Here is an 18,457-nt window from a genome sequence, read left to right on the forward strand (position 1 = left end):
ACATATTTATATTTTATGTAAATTTGAATTGTCTTTTTGACAAATTCATAATTAAACACTATAAAAACTTACACTATGAATGCAGCTTTCACAACTGGAAAGGAACTTCAAAAAATGGATCCCGTTTTTGGTCAATTATCATTTGATGATCACGAACAAATTGTATTTTGCAACGACAAAGATACAGGTTTAAAAGCAATTATTGGTATTCATAATTCGGTAATGGGGCCAGCTTTAGGTGGTACACGAATGTTTAATTATGCCAATGAATGGGAAGCATTAAATGATGTTTTGCGTCTTTCTAGGGGTATGACTTATAAGGCGGCAATTACTGGATTAAACATTGGTGGAGGTAAAGCGGTAATCATTGGTGATGCTAAAACACAAAAAACACCAGAGTTGATGCGCAAGTTTGGTGAATTTGTACATTCGTTAAGTGGAAGATATATTACCGCTGAAGATGTGGGAATGGAAACCGCAGACATGGACATTGTAAGAGATGTTACCCCTTATGTTACTGGAATTTCAGAGGAAAGAGGTGGAGCTGGAAACCCATCACCTGTAACAGCGTATGGTGTGTACGTAGGCATGAAAGCTGCTGCAAAACAACAATTTGGTTCGGATGTTTTAAGTGGAAAAAAAGTATTGGTACAAGGAATAGGTCACGTGGGCGAAACGTTAGTCGATTATTTGACTAAAGAAGGTGCGCTAGTCACTATCGCTGATATCAATGAGGAGAAATTGAATGAAGTAGGTACTAAATACAATGCCCAAATTTTTAGAGGGGACGATTTGTACAGTGCTGATGTTGATATTTATGCGCCTTGCGCTATGGGGGCTACCATCAATAATGATACTGTTTACAAATTAAAAGCAAAGGTAATAGCTGGTGCTGCTAATAATCAATTGGCAGATGAAAATGTTCACGGTGCCATTCTACAAGAAAGAGGCATACTTTATGCACCTGATTTCTTGATTAATGCGGGAGGGATTATAAATGTTTATGCTGAATTAGCGCATTATGACAGAGCAGAAATCATGCGTAAAACAGAAAATATTTACAATACAACTTTAGAAATTTTTGATTTTGCACTTGCCAATAAAATAACAACACATCAGGCAGCTTTGACGATAGCTCAAAACAGAATTGATCAAAGAAAATTAGAGAATAAATAAAAAATAGTTGGTATTCAGTATTCAGTCGAAGGGCTCAGCTAGTGCTGAAAACTCAGGCTGAATACTGATAACTTTTTAAAATAAGCATTTATATATTTTATTTTAAAAAATGAAATTCTTATTTTTGCGCCCTAATTAAAAAAGTTCTTACAAGGTGGTAAATAGAAGACACATTCGCGTTAAAGTTATGCAGTCCATTTATGCAATGCATCAAAGTGGTTCAGATAATCTGGAAAAAGAAGAAAAATTCCTTTTTTACAGCATCGATAACATTCAAGATTTATACCTTATTATGCTCTCGTCTTTGATTGAAATATGTAAAACAGAGACTATCTTTTTGCACAAATCAAGTTTAAAGCATCTTGCAACTCCTGAGGAACGTAAACCCAACGAAAAGTTTATCAAAAATCAAATTTTTCAAATTCTTTCCGAAAACAATTCATTAAGTATTGCGCTTGAAAATCGTAAAATCAATAATTGGTCCTTAAACGATGATTATATTTTATTGCTTTTGAATGATGTGAAAGCGAGTGATTTGTATGCAAATTACATTAGCAATTCAGTAAATACATTTGAAGAAGACAGACAATTCATCGTTGATTTATTCATGGAAGTAATTGTTCCTAATGAAAAATTATACGAATATTTAGAGGACGATAAATTGACTTGGGTAGATGATATTCCAGTTGTGAATACGCACATCATCAAGCAATTGAAAGCCATTAAATCTGGAGAGAATGATAATTTTAGAGTACCAAAGTTGTACAAAGACAATGAGGACAAGGATTTTGTTAAGGATTTGTTCCGAAAAACGGTTTTAAACGAAGCAGATTTGGCCAAGGAATATTTGGATAAAACACCCAATTGGGATACAGAACGTATTGCTGAGATTGATACTATAATCCTAAAAATGGCAATCTGTGAATTTTTAAAATTCCCATCCATTCCCGTAAAAGTAACGCTTAACGAGTATTTAGAAGTTGCCAAAGAATATTCTACGCCTAAAAGCAGTATTTTTATCAACGGAATTTTAGATAATTTAGTAAAAGAATTAGAGGCCAACAAAAGAATCATTAAAGCCGGTCGTGGTTTAATGTAATAACCAATTAAAAAAATAAATTAAATCATGGAACAATTAACTCAATTTGCACCGTTTTTATTAATGTTTGTAGTCATCTATTTTTTTATGATTAGACCACAACAGAAAAAAGCTAAAAATGAAAAAGAATTTGAAAGCGCTTTGAAAGTAGGTGATAAAATCATCACAAAAAGTGGTCTTCACGGAAAAGTTTCTGAACTAGCAGAGACTACTGTGGTGGTAGAAACCATGTCAGGTAAATTAAAAATGGAGCGTTCTGCTATTTCAATGGAAATGAGTGCAGCCTTGAATAAAAAATAATTTAATTTTTTCAGTATAAAAAAAGTCCCAACTTGTAATTTTCAAGTTGGGACTTTTTCATAAAAATAGGATTTCTATTTTTTATTTTTTTTATTCTTCTTTGCTTTTTTTGATTTCGCTTTGGCTTTTTTTGCTTTTATCTTTGTTTTTAATTTTTCTTTCTTCGCTTTATCTTTTTTGGCTTTTTTAGCCTTTTTGGCTTTTGCTTTTGCTTTTTGTTTCGCTTTTTCTTTTGCATCGGCTTTTTTAGCCTTTTTCTTGTCTTTGTCTTTCATTTTTACTTTGTTTTTAGTTTCCTTTTTACTTTTTTTCTGTATTAAGTCGGCATTGTCATCACTGTTGTTATCTAACGTAAAAGTCGCTATTTCTATAGTTTCGAGTAGTACTTCTTCCATTACGGGTGGTGTTATTTCCACTGGTTCCGAAACCGTTGGTTTTGCCACTACTGTTCTTTTAGCTCGTGTGGGCTTCTTGATCTCAGGTTGTAGCGGAGCCGATGGTGTTGTGTCTTGTTCTTCATTTAGTGCCATAAGATGTATTTTTAGTGTAGTTTTTATAGATATTTAATTTGTATTTTTTTTAATGTTATGAAATTGTTATTTCATTGTAAGTAAATGTAGTGATTTTATCAATCGGCCAATGTTAAGTTTTTTAATGTATTAAATAATTATTTGTTAAAACGGATGTAATTTTGATAACACTTTAAATAAATTATTAAATACTTCTAGATAAAACGAAGTTAAATTTGATTGAAGTAAGAAGCATTTTGCCAAGATTTTTTACATAAAAAAAGTCCCAAATCTGGGTGTTAGAGTTGGGACTTAATTATATCGGTATTTATCATTTAAACCAATGCTTTCTTTAATCATTGGTTTAATTTTCTCAATCTGAGAGAGTTTGGTTTCTTTCAGTTTAGCAGTTTCAATATATTCTAAGAATTCATATTGTTTATAAGGAGAGAATTTTTCAAATGCTTGTGCTAAATTAGGATCTGTATTGAATTCTTCTTGAAGCAGTTGATTAACTAAGCCTCATTTTCTGAGGCTTAGTCTTCTTTCAAGCCTTTTCATTGGCAATCGCTGCTAAAATATAATTTTAGAAACCCTATTTCTTCCAATCAATTGTTGTTTATCTCCCAAGAATGGCTTGGTTTGATGGATTCCAATGTACTATTTTATTAATGTATCTTCTATCGCAGTTAATTCGGCAATTTTCACAATTACTTCAATTGCTTTTTGCATGCTTTCTACGGGAACGTATTCATATTTGCCATGAAAATTATGTCCACCAGCAAAAATATTTGGGCATGGCAATCCTTTGTAGGATAATTGAGAACCGTCTGTGCCGCCACGAATAGGTTTTATTAGCGGTTTAATTCCGAGTTCTTTCATTGCGTTTTCGGCAATATCAACAATATGTTTTACAGGAAGTACCTTTTCTTTCATATTGTAATACTGATCTTTAATTTCCGTAATAACAATATCTTCACCAAATTGTTTCGCAAACTTCTTATTGATTTTACGAGTAATTTTTTCGATTAGTTCTTTGCGTTTCTCAAATTTTTTCTTGTTATGATCACGAATGATTAATTCCAAAATAGTTTCTTCTATACTTCCAGTTAGGTGGTGTACATGAAAGAAACCTTCATATCCTTTGGTTTCTTCTGGAGTTTCGCCAGCCGGTAATTCATTTATAAAGTCATTAGCAATTAACATAGAATTGATCATTTTTCCTTTGGCATAGCCAGGATGTACGCTTTTTCCTTTGAAAGTAATTTTGGCTCCAGCCGCATTAAAATTTTCATATTCTAATTCGCCGATCTGGCTGCCATCCATAGTGTACGCCCAGTCTGTTCCAAATTTAGCCACATCAAAATGATGCGCACCACGTCCAATTTCTTCATCGGGTGTAAAGCCAATTCTGATTTTCCCGTGCTTGATATCGGGATTGTTTACAAGAAATTCCATTGCAGTAACAATCTCGGTAATGCCTGCTTTATCATCGGCACCTAGGAGTGTAGTTCCGTCAGTTGTAATTAAGGTTTGCCCTTTGTACTGTAATAAATCTTTGAAATAACTTGGAGATAGAATAATATTTTTCTCGGCATTTAATACAATATCATTCCCGTCATAGTTGGAGACGATTTGAGGTTTTACATTGGCTCCGGTAAAATCTGGAGTGGTATCAAAATGCGAAATAAACCCAATTACTGGAACTTCATGACTGACATTACTGGGTAAAGTTGCCATGATATAGGCTTTGTCATCTATAGTAACGTCTTGTAATCCTATTGTTTTAAGTTCTTCAACTAATTTATTGGCTAAATCCCATTGTTTTTTTGTGCTAGGTGTAGTTTCTGAACTAGCATCAGATTCTGTATCAATTGTTACGTAACTTATGAAACGGTCTATTATATGTTGCATTTTGATTTGTTTTGATGCAAATATAAACTTTTTTTTAGGAGGTTTTATGAAATAGAGCAGCAACTAAATGACCGTCAATTTGTTTTTTTATATGGGGTTTAATTGGCTTGACTTTTATTTGAATACTTTGATATCGTCTCTTTTAAATAAAAAAACCACCCGAAGGTGGTTTGCATTAATCTCTTGCTTTTGCTAGCTTTGCTTCGGCTTTATTTAGATCTTCTTCTAGTCTATTTAATTTTATTTGACTTTTGCTGATTTTGATATTTTCTTTTTCAATCTGTATCGGACTTATTTTTCCTTTTGCTTTTTTTCCTTCAAATCGTTCTTTAAGTTTTATTAAACTTTTTTCCTCGTTGGATATTTTTGTTTTGATCTTGCTTACTGATTTTTCACCAGAAAGGATTTTATCTTGGCGCTTGTTGAACGCTTTTTGTTTTTTTTCAAAATCCTTTTTTTCTTTTTCGGTTTCTTTAGCTTCTTTCAATGCTTTTTTCTCTTGCCTCATTTTATCCCGTAGTGCCTTAGACTCATTTGCCAGTGCATCTTTTTCTGCAGCTGTGGCTATTTTAGGAGTGACTTTAGCGGCAACTTGAACAGTGTCTTTAATTATTGTAACTGTAGTAATTGTTGTTTTCGTGGCAACTTTTGTAGAGTCTGATTTAGTTTCTTGTGCATAGAAAAGTTGAAAATTGCAAAGTAATACTGCGGTAAAAATTAATTTATTCTTCATGATCATAGATTTAAGATTTGTATGTAGTGCTTTTTACACTTAATCATTTTGTACAAGGTACTAAAAATGATTGAGAAAAGCATCTTCTATTATTGTAGATGAAGTTTTAAAGTAGGATTTGAAAATCATAAAAACCTATAAAACAGTGTAATGTATTTTATTTTTTTGTTTTTTTAAAGTTTTATTTAGCAACTGTTTATCTACCTTTTTAGTGGTTACCCAGTTAAAAATATTGTGTATTTTTTTTATAAGTATTTAATTATTGTTGAGATAGTTCTATTTTTGCAACAACAACACAACAACTATGTACAAATCACTTATTCGTCCTTTCCTTTTTTTGTTTGATCCAGAGAAAGTTCATTATTTTACTTTTTCTTTAATTCGCTTTTTTTCAAAAATCCCAGGATTTACATTCCTTTTCAAATTTTTATATGAATGCAATGATCCCCGTTTAGAGACTGAAATCTTCGGATTAAAATTTAAAAATCCGGTAGGTCTAGCTGCTGGGTTTGATAAGGATGCTAAGTTGTATAAAGAACTGTCCAATTTTGGTTTTGGTTTTATCGAAATAGGAACATTAACACCAAAAAGTCAAGACGGGAATCCGAAAAAGCGATTGTTTCGCTTAAAATCAGATAGCGCTATCATTAACCGAATGGGATTCAATAACGGCGGAGTTACAGCAGCTGTTGAGCGTTTGAAAAAAAACAATGGCGTATTGATAGGTGGCAACATTGGAAAAAATAAGTTGACACCAAACGAAGAGGCCACTTCAGATTATGAAATATGTTTTGATGCCTTGTATGATTATGTTGATTATTTTGTGGTAAATGTCAGCTCTCCAAACACACCAAATCTGCGCGCCTTACAGGATAAAGAACCGCTAACACAATTGCTTCAAACGTTGCAGAATAAAAATTTAGCCAAGTCAAAGCAAAAGCCAATTTTGTTAAAAATTGCTCCAGATTTGACTAATGAGCAACTGTTAGACATTATTGATATTATTAAGGAAACTAAAATCGCGGGCATTATTGCTACAAATACGACTATTTCTCGTGAAGGCTTGCAGTCTGAAAACAAGACAGAAATGGGTGGATTATCCGGGAAACCATTAGCAAAACGAGCTACTGAGGTTATTCGGTTCCTGTCTGAAAAGAGTAATAAAGCCTTTCCTATAATTGGAGTGGGTGGTATTCATTCTGCTGATGATGCGATTGAAAAGTTAGAGGCAGGCGCTTGTTTAGTGCAGCTTTACACAGGGTTTATTTATGAAGGTCCCGCTTTGGTGAAAGCCATAAATAAAAAGATTTTAGCTAAAATGCAGTAATCCATATTGCACTAAAAAGCCAGTCAAAAGTGCGATTCCAAAACTCAACAGTGTACCGATAAGTACGTATTCAGTTAGTTTTCTGTCTTTCGCTTCTTTCAAATCTCCAAAACGGAAGATGGATTTGGCGGCCAATAAAAAGCCAATGGCTTCGAAATGTGCTGTAAGTATGAAGCAAAAAACAAATAGGCGTTCCAGAATACCAATATAATTTCCAGCATTTTCAAGCGAATCGTCGTTGTTGTTTTTGCTCTCTGGTGTCCAAATCGAAATGACATTTTTGATTACTATGGAAGTTGGTTTTGTTAGCAATAAAATTCCGGTCACCAGTACCCAAAATTGATTGTTGAAAGCGGTAAAGTCAACAGACAAGTTTTTATAAAGTCCAACAATTATGGCAATGGATATTAAATGCAAAATTTGATCGAGCACAAACCACGCGCGTTTTGTTTTGTTGTTTTGGAATTGCAATTTCATCAAATCGATGCCTCCGTGTGTTAAGGCTAATGCCAATGCAAACCATCCAAATGCCATTTCGCCAACGAAAATCCAAGCTAATATTCCGTGTAAAAAAGTATGGATGTATAGGTATTTGCTCTTGTGTTTTTTACTTTCTTTATCTAAAACCCATAAAGTAGGTTGCAATAAAAAATCACCTAACAAATGCGCCAAAAGCAATTTTACAAAAATAATCATGTGTTGATGGTTTTGATTTTATTTCTGAAATAACGTTCCATTTCCATCACCAAATGAAATTGAGCACGTTTTTGTCTTTTACTAACGGCTGCTTGATTAATCCCTAATTTTATGCCAATTTCCTCTTGTGAAAGTGATGGGTTTTCTATAGATATTAATACTAATTCTGCTTGTTGCACTAACCAATTGTCCATAAAACTTAGACTCAATCGCAACATCATATTGATTTCGGCATTAAACGCTTCATCACTAGAATTTATGGCTAAATTGATTTTTTGTTTCTTTAAAGTTTCAAAAACTTCGCCCGAGCGCAAAAAAGCAGTTCCGTTACTTTCAGAAATTTTATTTGCTGCATATGTTTTGTCTCCAAAACCAATACTCATTCGAGCATCGAGTTTCAAAGTTTTAAAATAGGCTTTTATTCGCAAAGCAATTCGCAGCGCGTCTTCTGGATTTTTAATTTCTAATTGAAATTCATCTCCTCTGTAAATCTCCCATTCGGTTGGGTTTTCTCCAAAAACATTCAATAATTCCTTCAAACCATCCATCCATATTTCGGATGACAGTTTCCTAGAATTGACGATATCTCCTGTAAGTATGCCTATCATATCCCAAATATAATTAAAAAATGAATCAGAAAATAATTTTCACTTAAATATTCCATAAAAGTGGAATATTTTAATTTATTCCATAAATATGGAATAATTTTATTTATTCCTAAAAAGTGGAATGTTTTTTGGGTATGAAAAATTATTAAAAAACGATTTCGTGAAATCTGATTTTACCTATCTTTGGACTTCTATGGAAGCAATAAAAATTATCGAATGCCCACGAGATGCCATGCAAGGCATAAAACCTTTTATTCCTACAGCAAGAAAAGTAGCATATATCCAATCTTTATTGCGTGTAGGCTTTGATTCTATCGATTTTGGAAGTTTCGTTTCTCCCAAAGCAATTCCGCAGATGCAGGATACCGCGGAAGTTTTAGCACAACTTGATTTATCACAAACAACAAGTAAATTGTTAGCTGTTATTGCAAATACACAAGGAGCTACTTTGGCTTCAAAACATGCTGAAATACAATATTTAGGTTTTCCATTTTCGATTTCTGAAAATTTTCAAATGCGGAATACACATAAAACAATTGCAGAGTCGTTGCTAACGTTGCAAGAAATTTTAGAAATAGCTGATACAAGTAATAAAGAAGTTGTGGCCTATCTTTCAATGGGTTTCGGCAATCCTTATGGCGATTTGTGGAGTACAGAAATCGTAGGAGAATGGACAGAGAAATTAGCTTCTATGGGAGTGAAAATTTTATCACTTTCGGATACTGTAGGGACTTCAGCACCGGAGGTAATCTCTTATTTGTTTTCAAATTTGATTCCGAAGTACCCAGAAATTGAATTTGGCGCTCACCTGCATACCACACCTGATAAGTGGTTTGAAAAAATTGATGCAGCATATAAAGCCGGTTGTCGCCGATTTGATGGTGCAGTCCAAGGTTTTGGCGGATGCCCAATGGCGACAGATCATTTAACAGGGAATATGCCCACTGAGAAGTTATTATCGTATTTTACTGCACAAAAAGAAAAGACAGATATGAGTCCGATGAGTTTTGAAAGTGCTTATAATGAGGCTTCTAAATTATTTGGGGAATTTCATTAAAATTAATACGTAATAATTGATGCGCTATTCAACTTGAAAATAATAAATTTATGATTAGAACGTTAACTATAAACTGTCACTAATTCTCCTATAAACTACTTTTTATGCATAAAAAACAACCTATTTACAGCATTTTAGGTTCAATTTTTCTGGTCTTAATTTCGTTTTCATGTGCGAGTGATTTGGATTATGATCAAGTGAATAATGTGAAATTAGAACCTGTATTAGTATCGAATTTGGCGTATTTTGATGTCCCAGCCAATCAATTTGTAACTGGAGGAATAGAAGAGCCCGTTTTTTTTGATGTATCAACTACAAACATATTTACTGAAAAATTTTTCACAGATAAATTAAGAAGAGTTGATCTTTTTTTTGAAGTGAGCAATACGATCAATAGGGGATATACCATTGATTTAGTTTTTCTAGATAACAACAATCAACAGCTTTATACTTCAAACTTTACTATACCACCGTATTCTGGTTCAGAAAACAAAGTAACTAAAACTGAAATATTCGAAAATGCGCAACTTGATTTATTAAAGAGAACTACAAAAATTGCTTTCATATTACAAATGATGTCCGGACCACAATTGAATGAAAATAGTCCAGGTAGTTTGAAATTGCGTTCAGGTGTAACTGCTTATTTTGTAGTAGAATGAGAAAAAATATTTTAGTTTTTGTGCTAATGCTAACGGTTGTCAGCTATTCACAAAATAAACAATTGCTTTATAATTTCACTTCGATCCCGCAGACGTTAATGACTAATTCAGGTGCCGATGTCAAGTACAATTGGTATTTTGGGGTTCCTTTATTGTCTGGTATTTCTGCAAATGTAGGTTCAAGCGGTTTTTCGGCTTATGATTTACTGGCAAATGATGGTGTAGATTTTAATGTAAAACTGCGTAATGTGATATTCTCTTCCACTAATAAAGATAATATTGCGGTCAACGAACAGGTAGAACTATTCAGCGGAGGCTTTAAGTTAAGAGGACAAGAACGTGATTCGTATGTGTCGTTTGGTATGTATCAAGAATTTGATTTTTTAAGTTATATGCCTAAGGATATGGCAATTTTGGCTATTGACGGCAATAGAGATTATTTGGGTAAAGTTTTTAGTTTAGCAGATATTAATGTTAAAGCAGAAATGCTCTCCGTATTTCATTTGGGATTTCATAAAAATGTGAGTGATAAATTGATTTTGGGTGTGCGAGGAAAAATTTATTCCAGTATTTACAATGTCAGTTCTGTTAATAATTCAGGCTACATTTATACCGTTCCATCAACTCAAGGTGTGTATGAACAGCAAATTTTTTCTAACTTGGAACTCAATACTTCTGGACTTTCAAATTACAATGATGAAAATTATGAGCCTAATGTGGTCAAAGACATTACCAAAAGAGCGTTGTTAGGTGGTAATCTAGGTTTGGGTTTAGATGCAGGTTTTACGTATTACCCAAAAAAAAACATACAGATTACAGCAAGTATAATTGATTTTGGTTTTATAAAACATAGTAAAGAAGTAGAAAGTCTGACGTTAAAAGGAAGCTATAAATACGAAGGAGTAACGCCAAGTTTTAGCTCTGGAGGTTCTTTAGGTAATGTTTTTGAAGAATTCAAAGATGCGATTCCTTTAGATACTTTATACACTAAATACACGACTTGGCGCCCAGCCAAGTTTAATAGTTCGATCCAATACTCATTTGAAGAAGACGTTGCTGAAGATTGTAATTGCGCAAATAGTAGTAACGAAAGCATTTATAAAAGCGCTCTCGGTACTCAATTATTTTTAATGTCAACGCCTAAAACGCCTTTGCTAGCATTGACCACTTATTACCGAAGAAGAATTTTTGATGGCTTGAATATTAAAGCTACATATACTATTGACTCCTATTCTTATAAAAATATTGGTTTGGGGATTTCGAGTATGATTGGGCCTGTTAATTTTTATGTACTTGCGGACAATCTTTTGGAGTATAAGGATGTCACAAAAGCCAATAGTGCATCCTTTCAATTGGGGCTTAATGTTGTTTTTAAGGATAAGAAAAAATAGCGGTTTGCTTTCATGGGTTCTGTTTCGTTCTAAAATTTTATAATTTTTTCACAAATAACGTGATGAAAACTTGTACTTAACTCAGTACAATTGAAACATAGTTTTCTAGTGTTATACGATGTTTCGACGTTCGTAGCACAATGAGTTGAGTATTAATTTAGTAATTAAGGATTTGCAAGAATAGCTCCAGATGTGACTTATACTTTATTGCATTTAATGCTCGTTTTTTTGGTTAAGATTGTTTATATTTGCACGCAATTAAACTCCAACTACAATTGCAATGATCGCACACAACACCAAGATTATCGGCGAAGGATTAACTTACGATGACGTTCTATTAGTCCCAAATTACTCTAATGTACTTCCGCGCGAAGTGAGTATTAAATCTAAATTTTCTCGAAATATTACGTTAAACGTTCCTATCGTATCTGCTGCTATGGATACAGTAACAGAAAGTGCAATGGCTATTGCTATGGCACAAGAGGGCGGAATAGGTGTTTTGCATAAAAACATGACGATCGAACAACAAGCTGCTAAAGTTCGTAAAGTAAAACGTGCAGAGTCAGGAATGATCATTGATCCCGTGACTTTACCATTGACTTCGACTGTTGCAGATGCTAAAAATGCAATGAAAGAATTTGGCATTGGAGGTATTCCAATCGTAGATGAAAACCAAATATTGAAAGGAATTGTTACCAACAGGGATTTGCGTTTCGAAAGAAATAACACCAGACCTATAGTAGAAGTGATGACCAGTGAAAATTTAGTGACTGTGGCCGAAGGCACTTCATTAGAACAAGCAGAAGTAGTTTTGCAAGGCCATAAAATTGAAAAATTACCAGTTGTAAACGCGTCGTACAAATTAGTGGGTTTAATTACTTTTAGAGACATCACTAAATTAACCCAGAAACCAATCGCTAATAAAGATGTTTTTGGTCGTCTACGTGTAGCTGCAGCTATTGGCGTAACAGGTGATGCTGTTCTGAGAGCGGAAGCCTTGGTAAATGCTGGGGTTGATGCTATTATTATCGATACTGCTCACGGGCATACGCAAGGTGTTGTCAATGTATTAAAAGAGGTTAAAAGTAAATTTCCACAAATAGATGTTATCGTCGGTAATATCGCTACTCCGGAGGCCGCTAAATTTTTAGTTGAAAATGGTGCAGACGGTGTAAAGGTAGGAATTGGTCCAGGTTCTATTTGTACTACTCGTATTGTTGCGGGTGTAGGTTTTCCTCAGTTTTCTGCTGTTCTTGAAGTGGCTGCGGCTATCAAAGGAAGTGGAGTTCCAGTTATCGCTGATGGAGGAATTCGGTATACTGGTGATATCCCAAAAGCTATTGCTGCTGGTGCTGATTGTGTGATGCTAGGTTCTTTGCTAGCTGGAACCATGGAATCTCCCGGTGAGACAATTATTTTTGAAGGAAGAAAATTCAAATCCTACCGCGGAATGGGTTCTGTTGAAGCCATGCAAGAAGGATCAAAAGACCGTTATTTCCAAGATGTTGAAGATGATGTAAAAAAACTTGTTCCAGAAGGTATTGTGGGTCGAGTTCCTTACAAAGGTGAATTAAACGAAAGTATGCAACAGTTCATTGGAGGACTAAGAGCAGGAATGGGCTATTGTGGTTCAAAAGATATTCCAACTTTACAGGAAAACGGTCGTTTTGTTCGCATAACAGCCAGTGGAATCAATGAAAGTCATCCTCATAATGTAACTATTACAAAAGAAGCACCGAATTATTCGAGATAACCCTGTTTCAAAATCATAAAAAAAAAGCATAATTACTTCCTTTTCTTGGATAGTAATTATGCTTTTTTTGTTGGTGAAAAGTGTAGTACTACGATTCAGTTGATTCGGATACATCTGCCAAGTTGTCTTTTAAATGCTGACTATCCCAGCTGTGGTTTGTTGCCGCCACTTGAGAATAAACGTCGGCTTTAAGTAGTTGCTCTTGCAACTCTATTTCTTCCTTAACAGTAATCATATAGGCCATTTTATCATGGCGTTTTTCAGCTAGTTTACGAGTCGTAATTTCGTCGTATTTTATAAATTGTTGCCCTTGTCTAGTTGCAGTATATTTTCGAAGTCCCAATTCTACCAACGCATCAACACCCATATTGACAGCACTGTATAAGGTTTCTCGATAAATATGTTTGACTTTATGATCGATGAGTTCATAGGCATCATTTCTGTTTCGAGCACGAGTTAATACTTTTAAATTTGGGAAGTGTTTTTTTAATACCTCAATTACTTGGAGATTGACAGTAGGATTATCAATAGCAGCGATAAAAACTTTCGCATTTTCGCAACCTGCGGCTTTCAATAATTCCAATCGGGTTGCATCTCCATAGTACACTTTAAAACCCATTTTTCGGAGTAAATCGATACGGTCTGAATCATAATCTAAAATAGTTGTTTTTATTTTATTAGCTCTCAACAGTCGGCCAACCGTGCTTCCAAAATGTCCAAAACCTGCTATGATAACTGGATTATCTTCATCGATGTAATCATTCTCTTTTTTGGTTTCCTTTTCTTTAGTTCTGGTGTTGGGATAGATTATTCGCTCATTGATCAATAATAAAAAAGGTGTGGCAACCATACTCATCGCTATGACAGCCATAATCTGGTTGGCTAAAATATTAGGTATGATATTCAATTGCATGCAAAAACTCATAATCACAAAACCAAATTCACCTGCTTGGCTTAAGCCAAAAGCGAAAAGTAAATTTTGATCCAATTTTTTTTTATAAAATCGACTGGTAAAAAACAAAACTATAAATTTCACTATGGTTAGAATGGCTCCAAAAGCAAAAATAAATAACGGATTGTCAATTATTAACTGGAAATTGATCGAGGCGCCAACTCCCAAAAAGAACAAACCAAGAAGCAGTCCTTTGAAAGGCGCAATATCGCCTTCTAATTCATGACGAAATTCAGAATTTGCCAGTACGACACCTGCCATAAATGCGCCAAGTGCAGGACTTAAGCCAATTAATTGCATCATATAGGAAACCCCTACAACGAGCAATAATGCCGAAGCGGTAAACAATTCTTGCAGCCTCGTTTTTGCAATGATTTGTAACAACGGAACAAACAAAAAGCGACCTGCAAAATAGATTGTCGCAAGAATTCCGAAAACGATTACCGTTTGCAACCAACTTTGATAACCCGTGATTAATGATTGAGGCGCGTCATTGCTAAGCTCAAGATTGACCGAGGATAATAGTGGTAAAAAGGCTAATATTGGGATTACAGCAATATCTTGGAAAAGTAAAACCGAAAAAGAAGAACTCCCAACGGAGGTATTTGATAGGCCTTTTTCTTTCAATGTTTGTAAGACAATTGCTGTTGACGATAGTGCTAGTGCAAGCGAAATTGCCAAGGCACTTTCCCACTTCCAGTCCATAAAAATGAGGCATCCTACAAACATTAGTACTGTTGTGCCTACCAGTTGCATAGATCCCATACCAAGAATGAATCTTCGCATTTTCCAAAACTTACTGGGTTCTAGTTCAAGACCAATTAAAAAAAGCATCATGACCACACCAAATTCTGCAAAATGCATTATATCCTGGCCTTCTTGACCTATCAGTCCAAGAACAAAAGGGCCAATAATTATTCCAGCAAACAAATAGCCTAGAATGGAACTTAAGCCTAATTTTTTTGCAATTGGCACACAAATTACAGATGCTGTTAGGTAGATAATAGCCTGAAGTAAAAAATTAGTATCCATATTAGGTTTGTATTGTTGCAAACCATTCGTTCAAATAATGGAATTGCAAAATTTCATCTGTATTTAAATCGTAATTTTCTAAATAGTCCAAAAAATAGCCATAAATCAAACCATTTTTTTCATAATCTTCACTCTTCATATTATGTGTTCCGTGAACTACAAAAGGGGGTAAATAAATCATGTTACACACTTTTGCAGTTTGGTTAAAGGGCTCTAGCAATTCTAGAATACTGTAACGATCACTGCCAGTTTCACAATAATTTTCTTTATCGCCACCTGTTGTAATGACTTGAAAAATTATTTTATTAAGTAATGCTTTTCCCTTTTTTCCATAAGCCCAATTGTGTTCTAAAACCATATCAATCCATTGCTTCATTAAAGGCGGACAACTGTACCAATACATAGGATGATGCCAAATGATGATGTCATGTTTGCTCAATAAATCTTGTTCGAATTTTACGTCAATATCAAAATTTGGATATTGTTCGTATAAATCATGAAAAGTAATATTTTCTGAATCGGGAATATGATTCACTAACGCTTTGTTCGCATGTGATTTTTCGAACAATGGATGTGAAAACAGGATTAAGATTTTATTTTTTGGCATGAAATGTTATTTGTCTTTTTATTTTTAAACAAGAAATAAGGTAATCAATTTGGCGAACAATTTACTTCAATTTAAAAGTGTATTGAAAGGTATAAAATAGTATTCATTTTTTAGGATACTCCTCCTCGTTTTTACGATTTTTTGATAATAAAAAATCCCTTCGAAAGAAATTTGACTTCCTTTCGAAGGGATTTAATACAATTCAATAATTTCTTAAAACTTATATGCCAAGAAAATTACTAGGTGTAATTTGCATCAATTCTGCTTTTACTTCGTCCGAAACATCTAGGGTTGTAATAAAACCATGAATGGCGTTTTTATCAATCGCTTCATTGGTTCTAGTCAATCCTTTTAAGGCTTCATACGGATTAGGATATCCTTCCCGACGCAAGATTGTTTGAATTGCTTCAGCTACAACTGCCCAGTTCTTCTCTAAATCTTCGTGAAATTTAGGTTCGTTCAACAACAATTTGTTTAATCCTTTCAAAGTAGCTTCAAAAGCGATTAAGGTATGTCCCATTGGTACACCAATGTTTCTTAAAACCGTACTGTCTGTTAAATCACGCTGTAATCTTGACAAAGGTAATTTAGCCGATAAATGTTCGAAAATCGCATTCGCAATTCCTAAATTCCCTTCGGAGTTTTCAAAATCAATTGGGTTTACTTTATGTGGCATCGCCGAAGAACCTATTTCACCTGCTTTTATTTTTTGCTTGAAATATTCCATCGAAACATAGGTCCAAATGTCTCGGTCTAAATCAATGATGATCGTGTTTATTCTTTTCAATGCATCAAAAAAGGCTGCGAAATGATCGTAGTGCTCAATTTGTGTAGTAGGGAAGGAGTGGTGCAATCCTAAAATATCTTCCACAAATTTCCCTCCAAAATTTCTCCAGTCAATTTGTGGGTACGCTACGTGATGTGCGTTATAATTTCCGGTTGCTCCACCAAATTTAGCTGCAAAAGGAATATTAAACAACAAACGCATTTGTTCCTCTAAACGTTCAACAAAAACACCAATTTCTTTCCCCAAACGAGTAGGAGAAGCCGGTTGTCCGTGGGTGCGTGCAAGCATTGGAACGTCCTTCCATTCGATACTTAGATCTTTCAATTTTGATGTCAAAGTAATCAAAGAAGGCATGTACACTTTCTCGAAAGCTTCTTTTGTAGACAACGGAATCGCAGTGTTATTAATATCTTGAGATGTTAATCCAAAGTGGATAAACTCTTTATATTCTGATAATCCTAATTTTTCAAAAGCATCTTTGATAAAGTATTCCACGGCTTTTACATCGTGGTTAGTCACTTTCTCCGTTTCTTTGATCCAAAGGGCATCTTCCGTAGAGAAATTTTTAAAAATGTTGCGTAAACTTTCAAATAAATCCGAATGTACTCCTGCAAGTTGAGGCAAAGGCACCTCGCACAAAGCAATGAAATATTCGATTTCAACCAATACGCGGTATTTGATTAAGGCTTCTTCAGAAAAAAAGGGAGCCAGCGAAATAGTCTTGTTTCTATATCTTCCGTCTATTGGCGATATAGCATTCAATTCGTTTAAAGTAGTCATTGTTTAGTTGTTTGTTCGAAAGGCACAAAAATAGTTATAAGTTACAAGTAATGGAGTATAAGTATAGACTTTTATTGCCCTCATAATTGATTTTTTGCCATTGGCATTGGCATTGCCATTTTCATTGCTATTGCCATTCTCATTACAATTTATGTAGTAAATTCTTCCTCATGATTTCAACGCCTTTTGAAGCCACTTCAGGAATAACCTCCAATGGATTTCTGAGATTTGGGATTTTTATTGGCTTTGGATCAATATAAAAAATTGGTGTTTCCCGAGGTGTGAAATCAATAAGTCCAGCCGCAGGATAGACTTGTAAGGAGGTCCCGATTACCGCAAAATAATCCGCACTTTCAGCAAGTATTATGGCTTCATCAAGCGCGGGAACTTCTTCGCCAAACCAAACGATATGTGGGCGCAATTGATTCTTGTTTTCGTCAAAATCACCAAAATTCAAATCGTCCTGCCAATTCAGAATGTAATCTGGGTTTTTAGTGCTTCTTACTTTCAATAATTCGCCATGCAAATGCAATACATTAGAACTTCCCGCACGTTCGTGCAAATCATCCACATTTTGTGTGATTATGTACACCTCAAAATCGGTTTCTAATTCGGCAAGTATCAAATGCCCAAGATTAGGTTCGACTTCTTTTAGCTGTTTGCGTCTTTGATTGTAAAAATCGAGTACTAAAGCCGGGTTTTTATACCAACCTTCCGGCGTGGCCACATCAAGAACGTTATGACCTTCCCATAATCCGTCACTATCGCGAAAAGTTTTTATGCCACTCTCGGCACTTATTCCTGCTCCGGTCAATACTACAAGTTTCTTTTTCATAGTTATATTTTTTCGCCACAGATTCACAGATTATTTTTGAATTAGGCTTTATATTGGAAGGTTAAAATACTAAAAAAGAACAGGGAATTTAAGTATTTGCACTTTTTTTTGCCACATACTTAATTTTTTTTTAAAATTAATCAAACAATTAAATCTGCGAATTTGCGGTTAATTTTTGTTCCGTTGCTTTTTTTATATTGTACTAAACAAATGATAAATCAGTGAATCTGTGGCTATTTTTT

Annotated in this window: 18 protein-coding genes; 8 read left to right on the plus strand and 10 right to left on the minus strand. The window is 34.3% G+C overall.

The genetic code is table 11. The features are described from left to right. The first annotated feature begins 75 nt into the window (after window positions 1-75). The 3 genes from ACNQGB_RS03775 (at window position 76) to yajC (ending at window position 2,575) form a co-directional block, all read left to right on the plus strand. The gene (locus tag ACNQGB_RS03775) at window positions 76-1,176 is read left to right on the plus strand and encodes a Glu/Leu/Phe/Val family dehydrogenase (RefSeq protein ID WP_417944368.1); all 1,101 of its coding nucleotides are present in this window, start codon (window positions 76-78) and stop codon (window positions 1,174-1,176) included. A 187-nt stretch (window positions 1,177-1,363) separates the two neighbouring features. Then, complete coding sequence (gene nusB / locus ACNQGB_RS03780) at window positions 1,364-2,275, plus strand: transcription antitermination factor NusB (protein WP_417944397.1); 912 nt, start codon at window positions 1,364-1,366, stop codon at window positions 2,273-2,275. Window positions 2,276-2,302: 27 nt separating this feature from the next. Next, window positions 2,303-2,575 carry a preprotein translocase subunit YajC gene (gene yajC / locus ACNQGB_RS03785; protein ID WP_417944369.1) on the plus strand — a complete coding sequence of 91 codons (273 nt, stop codon included), beginning with the start codon at window positions 2,303-2,305 and terminating at the stop codon, window positions 2,573-2,575. Window positions 2,576-2,649: 74 nt separating this feature from the next. Here the strand turns inward: yajC and ACNQGB_RS03790 are convergent, their stop codons facing one another. The 4 genes from ACNQGB_RS03790 to ACNQGB_RS03805 all read right to left on the minus strand — a co-directional run bounded on the left by ACNQGB_RS03790 (window position 2,650) and on the right by ACNQGB_RS03805 (window position 5,731). Beyond that, window positions 2,650-3,105 carry a hypothetical protein gene (locus ACNQGB_RS03790; protein ID WP_417944370.1) on the minus strand — a complete coding sequence of 152 codons (456 nt, stop codon included), beginning with the start codon at window positions 3,103-3,105 and terminating at the stop codon, window positions 2,650-2,652. Between the two features lie 291 nt (window positions 3,106-3,396). Then, entirely contained in the window at window positions 3,397-3,591 is a 195-nt protein-coding gene (locus ACNQGB_RS03795) for a YdeI/OmpD-associated family protein (RefSeq protein WP_417944398.1), read from the minus strand. 153 nt (window positions 3,592-3,744) lie between these two features. Next, window positions 3,745-4,998, minus strand: a complete 1,254-nt coding sequence (gene pepT, locus ACNQGB_RS03800) for a peptidase T (RefSeq protein WP_417944371.1) — start codon at window positions 4,996-4,998, stop codon at window positions 3,745-3,747. Between the two features lie 175 nt (window positions 4,999-5,173). After that, entirely contained in the window at window positions 5,174-5,731 is a 558-nt protein-coding gene (locus ACNQGB_RS03805; protein ID WP_417944372.1) for a hypothetical protein, read from the minus strand. Between the two features lie 304 nt (window positions 5,732-6,035). Here ACNQGB_RS03805 and ACNQGB_RS03810 point away from each other — a divergent pair, with 304 nt between their 5' ends. Further along, window positions 6,036-7,058, plus strand: coding sequence for a quinone-dependent dihydroorotate dehydrogenase (locus ACNQGB_RS03810; protein ID WP_417944373.1), 1,023 nt, complete (start codon window positions 6,036-6,038; stop codon window positions 7,056-7,058). Here ACNQGB_RS03810 and ACNQGB_RS03815 read toward each other — a convergent pair. Continuing rightward, window positions 7,041-7,754 carry a DUF3307 domain-containing protein gene (locus ACNQGB_RS03815; RefSeq protein WP_417944374.1) on the minus strand — a complete coding sequence of 238 codons (714 nt, stop codon included), beginning with the start codon at window positions 7,752-7,754 and terminating at the stop codon, window positions 7,041-7,043. The genes ACNQGB_RS03810 and ACNQGB_RS03815 overlap by 18 nt on opposite strands. Further along, the gene (locus tag ACNQGB_RS03820) at window positions 7,751-8,362 is read right to left on the minus strand and encodes a SatD family protein (RefSeq protein ID WP_417944375.1); all 612 of its coding nucleotides are present in this window, start codon (window positions 8,360-8,362) and stop codon (window positions 7,751-7,753) included. The genes ACNQGB_RS03815 and ACNQGB_RS03820 overlap by 4 nt, the downstream gene beginning before the upstream one ends. Before the next feature lie 193 nt (window positions 8,363-8,555). On the opposite strand from ACNQGB_RS03820, the gene ACNQGB_RS03825 reads away from it, so the two are divergent. The 4 genes from ACNQGB_RS03825 (at window position 8,556) to guaB (ending at window position 13,222) form a co-directional block, all read left to right on the plus strand. Then, complete coding sequence (locus ACNQGB_RS03825) at window positions 8,556-9,419, plus strand: hydroxymethylglutaryl-CoA lyase (protein ID WP_417944399.1); 864 nt, start codon at window positions 8,556-8,558, stop codon at window positions 9,417-9,419. A 104-nt stretch (window positions 9,420-9,523) separates the two neighbouring features. Beyond that, on the plus strand, window positions 9,524-10,078 hold the full coding sequence (locus ACNQGB_RS03830) for a hypothetical protein (protein WP_417944376.1): 555 nt from the start codon (window positions 9,524-9,526) through the stop codon (window positions 10,076-10,078). Further along, entirely contained in the window at window positions 10,075-11,469 is a 1,395-nt protein-coding gene (locus ACNQGB_RS03835) for a DUF5723 family protein (protein WP_417944377.1), read from the plus strand. The genes ACNQGB_RS03830 and ACNQGB_RS03835 overlap by 4 nt, the downstream gene beginning before the upstream one ends. 280 nt (window positions 11,470-11,749) lie before the next feature. Then, on the plus strand, window positions 11,750-13,222 hold the full coding sequence (guaB, locus tag ACNQGB_RS03840) for an IMP dehydrogenase (protein ID WP_417944378.1): 1,473 nt from the start codon (window positions 11,750-11,752) through the stop codon (window positions 13,220-13,222). Window positions 13,223-13,310: 88 nt separating this feature from the next. Here guaB and ACNQGB_RS03845 read toward each other — a convergent pair whose 3' ends face one another. The 4 genes from ACNQGB_RS03845 to ACNQGB_RS03860 all read right to left on the minus strand — a co-directional run bounded on the left by ACNQGB_RS03845 (window position 13,311) and on the right by ACNQGB_RS03860 (window position 18,215). Beyond that, window positions 13,311-15,206, minus strand: a complete 1,896-nt coding sequence (locus tag ACNQGB_RS03845; RefSeq protein WP_417944379.1) for a monovalent cation:proton antiporter-2 (CPA2) family protein — start codon at window positions 15,204-15,206, stop codon at window positions 13,311-13,313. 1 nt (window position 15,207) lies between these two features. Next, window positions 15,208-15,813, minus strand: coding sequence for an NAD(P)H-dependent oxidoreductase (locus tag ACNQGB_RS03850; RefSeq protein ID WP_417944380.1), 606 nt, complete (start codon window positions 15,811-15,813; stop codon window positions 15,208-15,210). 220 nt (window positions 15,814-16,033) lie between these two features. Beyond that, a complete protein-coding gene (gene purB / locus ACNQGB_RS03855) occupies window positions 16,034-17,380 on the minus strand; it encodes an adenylosuccinate lyase (RefSeq protein ID WP_417944381.1) in 1,347 nt (448 codons plus the stop codon). Between the two features lie 142 nt (window positions 17,381-17,522). Next, a complete protein-coding gene (locus tag ACNQGB_RS03860) occupies window positions 17,523-18,215 on the minus strand; it encodes an SIR2 family NAD-dependent protein deacylase (RefSeq protein WP_417944382.1) in 693 nt (230 codons plus the stop codon). Window positions 18,216-18,457: the final 242 nt, after the last annotated feature.

The sequence above is a fragment of the Flavobacterium frigidum genome (genome assembly GCF_048286795.2).